Annotated in this window: 5 protein-coding genes; 2 read left to right on the top strand and 3 right to left on the bottom strand. The window is 58.8% G+C overall.

Going from position 1 to position 4,422, the window contains the following annotated elements; all coding sequences use genetic code 11:
* Positions 1-69: 69 nt before the first annotated feature.
* Positions 70-477 carry a heavy metal-responsive transcriptional regulator gene (locus tag ACX80A_RS15140; protein ID WP_459260590.1) on the bottom strand — a complete coding sequence of 136 codons (408 nt, stop codon included), beginning with the start codon at positions 475-477 and terminating at the stop codon, positions 70-72.
* A 53-nt stretch (positions 478-530) separates the two neighbouring features.
* Here ACX80A_RS15140 and ACX80A_RS15135 point away from each other — a divergent pair, with 53 nt between their 5' ends.
* Both ACX80A_RS15135 and ACX80A_RS15130 read left to right on the top strand, forming a co-directional pair.
* Positions 531-875, top strand: coding sequence for a thioredoxin family protein (locus ACX80A_RS15135; RefSeq protein WP_459260589.1), 345 nt, complete (start codon positions 531-533; stop codon positions 873-875).
* A gap of 1 nt (position 876) precedes the next feature.
* Positions 877-2,229 carry a dihydrolipoyl dehydrogenase family protein gene (locus ACX80A_RS15130; protein WP_459260588.1) on the top strand — a complete coding sequence of 451 codons (1,353 nt, stop codon included), beginning with the start codon at positions 877-879 and terminating at the stop codon, positions 2,227-2,229.
* A 45-nt stretch (positions 2,230-2,274) separates the two neighbouring features.
* Here ACX80A_RS15130 and ACX80A_RS15125 read toward each other — a convergent pair whose 3' ends face one another.
* Positions 2,275-2,991, bottom strand: coding sequence for a flavodoxin family protein (locus tag ACX80A_RS15125; protein ID WP_459260587.1), 717 nt, complete (start codon positions 2,989-2,991; stop codon positions 2,275-2,277).
* 282 nt (positions 2,992-3,273) lie between these two features.
* Positions 3,274-4,299, bottom strand: coding sequence for a putative bifunctional diguanylate cyclase/phosphodiesterase (locus ACX80A_RS15120; RefSeq protein WP_459260586.1), 1,026 nt, complete (start codon positions 4,297-4,299; stop codon positions 3,274-3,276).
* Between the last annotated feature and the right edge of the window lie 123 nt (positions 4,300-4,422).

Raw genomic sequence — 4,422 nt, 5'->3', positions numbered from 1 at the left:
CCCAGCCGCACCAAGTCTCTAACCACCCCATAAACCCAGGTAGGCCCTGCCGTCCGTTCGCGGCAGGGTCTACCTGTTCTTCGACGGTGTGATGATGTGGCAAATCTCCGTATCGGAGCAATCAGCGGGGTCAAGGGCCTGACTCGAATCGATCAGCTCCTCAAGCTCCGCCGATAAGACGGCGAGTTCGCGTTGGCGAACCCGGACATCGACCAGCCTTCGTTCCAGGAGTGCCGAAACATGGGCACATGGGGCCTCACCAGCGTCACGGAGGCGCAGCGTGCTGGAAATTTCGGCCAACGTCAGACCTGCCGCCTGGGCCGATCGAATGAACCGCAGCCGGCCCACTATCGCAGGGTTGTAACTACGGTAGCCGTTGGACGTCCGCAGAGGATCCGACAGAAGACCTTCACGCTCATAGAACCGGATGGTCTGACTATCGACGCCCGCAAGCGCGCCAATTTCCCCAATACGCATCCCCTAATCTAACACTTGACCCTGTAGTCGACTATAAGGTTTACAGTCAGAAGATGAATATTACCCTGCAGTATTTCGAGGGTTGCCCCAACTGGACCCTCGCCTACGAACGACTCATCGCTTTAGCCAAGGACCATCCCGACATCGTCCTCAGTCGACAAATAATCGACACCGCTGAGGAAGCCGAACGAACTGGCTTTCACGGTTCCCCTAGCATCCTGATCGATGACAACGACCCTTTTGCGGGTCCTGGCGCCCCAGTCGGTTTGGCGTGCCGCCGATACCTCACCCCGGAGGGGCCAGCCGGGGCTCCGACCCTCGACCAGCTCAGGGCAGCACTGGCGCCCGCTGGAGCTGCCCTGGTTACGACTCCATTTTCGGACAAGAAAGAGGTATGAGATGACTACCGATGTCGACCTTCTGGTTATCGGTGCAGGGATGGCTGGAATCGCTGCCGCGACCAAATGCGCGTCGAATGGGTGGAGTGTTGCGATCGTGGACTCGCTACCCTACGGCGGAACCTGCGCCTTACGCGGGTGCGATCCGAAGAAGATCCTCAGGCGTGGCGCCGAAGTGATGGAGGCTGCTCGGCTCATGAGCGGTAAAGGCGTGAACCCGGGCACCATGTCCATCAACTGGCAGGAACTGATGGAACACAAACACGGATTCACCGAACCGATCCCCACCACCATGGAAGAAGACCTGCGTTCACACGGGGTGCAGACCCTCCACGGGACGGCGACCTTCACCAGTCCAACAACCGTCGACATCGCCGGGGCATCATACCAAGCACCGAAAATCCTCGTCGCCACCGGAGCAACACCCCGACCACCGGACTTCCCTGGAGCCGAGCATCTCATCGATAGCACCGACTTCCTCAACCTCCAGAAGCTGCCACCCCGAATCGTTTTCGTCGGCGGAGGTTTCATCTCCTTCGAATTCGCCCATATCGCCGCCCGAGCCGGAAGCTCCACCCTTATCCTTGATCGCGGGGCCCGCCCCCTAAAGAACTTCGACCCAGACCTCGTTGACCTCCTGATCGCGCGCGGCACAGAGTCAGGCGTCATTGTCCAGCGCGGGACAAGCGTCGCCGGTGTTGTCAAGTCAGGCAACGGATTCCGCCTACACCTGACTCAGGCTGGTGAGACGTCGACAATTGAAGCCGACCTTGTAGTCCACGGCGCGGGCCGGATCCCAGACCTATCCCGACTGAACCTCGAAGCAGCCAACATTGCTTACGGACCTAAAGGAATACAGGTCGCCGACAATCTTCAAAGCACCACCAATCCCGCCATCTACGCAGCCGGTGATTCCGCTGATACCCCGGGCATGCCGCTAACCCCGGTGGCAGTGTTCGAGGCCAAAGTGGCAGCATCAAACATGCTCAAATCGGGCGCCACCGCCCCCGACTACACCGCCATACCAACGACGGTCTTCACAATTCCTGAACTAGTGCGCCTCGGCGTGCTCGAACGGGAGGCTGAGGACAGTGGCCTGGACGTCGACGTCCGCCATACTGATACCAGCCGCTGGTACACGAACTACCGCACAGGAGAAACCAGCGGCGCGTCGAAAATTCTGATCGACAAATCAACGGATCAGATCGTCGGCGCACATCTCTTCGGCACTGGCTACGCCGAACTAGCCAACACCATCAGCCTGGCCATGAAACACGGCCTCACCACCCGCCAGTTAAAATCAACCACAGCCACCTATCCATCGATCGGATCAGACCTAGCCTCGCTCATCTAACTGCGTAGAATTGCTGTGTCTGTAATGCCTTGGCGGATTTTGACGCTACCGATATTCGGGATTCGCTTCCAAGCCGAACCTGTCGCCTTTCTTCCAAGCCTCAGGTAGGTTGCCCTGGGCAGGGATTCCTCCCGCAGCCTTCAGGATGCGCGCCACATGAAGCAGGTTCCAAGTCATGAAGGCGGTGTTGCGGTTGGTGAAATCATTCTCCGGGCCTCCAGAGCCTTCGTCCAGATAACTTGGACCGGGTCCTGCTTCTCCGATCCAACCCGCATCCGCCGCCGGAGGAATGGTTATCCCAATGTGTTGAAGGCTATAAAGGATGTTCATCGCGCAGTGCTTGACGCCGTCCTCGTTCCCCGTCAGCAGTGCGCCACCTACCTTCCCGTAATAGACGTACTGCCCTCGGGAGTTCGTCATCCCTGACATCGCGTAGAGGCGTTCAATGATCTGCTTCATCACTGAGCTGTTGTCCCCAAGCCAGATCGGTCCAGCCAGCACCAGAATGTCTGCCTGATCAATCTTCTCGAACATTGAGGGCCAGGCGTCCTCCTCCCAGCCGTGCTCCCTCATATCCGGGTACACGCCCGTCGCCACCGGGAGATCAACTGGTCGCACAATATCGACATGGACACCCTTCGCCCTCATCAGATCAGCGCTCAACTTGACCAGCCCTGAAGTGTGGCTCAATTCCGGGCTACGCTTCAAGGTGCAATTGAGAAAGACGGCTCTCAGACCGGCGAACTCACCGTCACTGCCCATGGTCTCCACGCTGCTGTCAGTCATTAACTGGTGCTCCCGTCTAGGTAACGGACAACTACATGTCCGTTAAACAATCCGCTACTCCGTCTCAGATCCAGCCGGACCGAATAAACACCACAATAGACCCCACGGATGACCCACTACGTCACCTAGAACACAGACTCAAGGTTCACTTCAGCCAAGTCTTGGTGCTGCCGCATCGACGGATCCTCCACCATGCGAAGGAACGGAAGGTGTAGTGCAATCTTAGAGATTTTTCTAGCTGTGGGCGGCCGGGTCCCGTCACACCGCCGGAGTTGCGACCCCGGCACGACTCTCGCGCCATGCATCGAACGCCTCTATGGGGCCGGGTCGGGCGATGTAATAACCCTGGGCGACGTCGCAGCCATACTTACCCAACGACTGCAGGGCTTCGGCCGTTTCGACGCCTTCAGCGACCAGCCCGAACCCCAGATTGTGTCCCAGCTCGATAATGCTGTGGACGATTAGCGCATTTGAACGATCCTCGGTCATCGTCAACACGAAGGACTTGTCAATCTTCAGTACAGACACAGGCAGCGACTTCAGTTGACCCAGACTCGTGTATCCAACTCCGAAGTCGTCAATAGAAAGACGAACCCCGAGCGCTGATAGACGTTCAAGCAAGCGCCGGGCCTGTATCGGATCCACCATGATAGCGCTCTCCGTAACCTCCAACTCCAGCAACTCTGGAGCCACGTCATGAATCAGCAGGAGGTTGGCTACCTCATCGGGCAGACCCTCATCCATCAGGCTCCGCGCTGAGATGTTCACCGAGATAGACAAGGGATCCCCCGAGTCTCGCCAGCGTCCAGCTTGCCGCAGGGCTTCATCAAGGACATACCCGGTCAGTGGTCGAATCAAACCGGTGTGTTCGGCAAGTGGAATGAAGGAGTCAGGATAGAGCAGCCCACGTTCGGGGTGCTGCCAGCGGACCAACGCTTCGGTGCCGACCAGGTCGCCCGTGCTGATGTTGACCTTGGGCTGGTAGTGCAGGACGAACTCGCCGCGGTCCAGCGCCCGGCGCAAGTCCCCGAGCAGGGCCAGCTTGGCTGGGGAGTGACCATCCTGGGGCGGGTCGTAAACAAACACGCCGATATTCTGGGCTTTGGCCACGTACATGGCAACGTCCGCCCGCTGCAGCAGCATGCCGGCGTCCGTCCCATGGACGCCGGAGAGCACCACCCCGATGCTCGCCTCGACATCCAGATCAACCCCTTCGAAAGGAACTCGGGTAACCGAGGCGCACCACCAGCTCCGCGCCGATCTTCGGCCTTCGCGGGGAAGCACCCTTGCGATCTTTGGGCTGCTGCGTGATTTTCGGACAGCGGAGTTAGTGTTTTCTCTTACGCTGCCTGGTGTGGCTGCTGGTAACTGTAATGGACATCGTTGGGGTACTGGTAATCGAGGGCG

The organism is Arthrobacter sp. TMN-50 (assembly GCF_054511125.1).
This window is presented reverse-complemented; position numbering and strand designations above follow the sequence as displayed.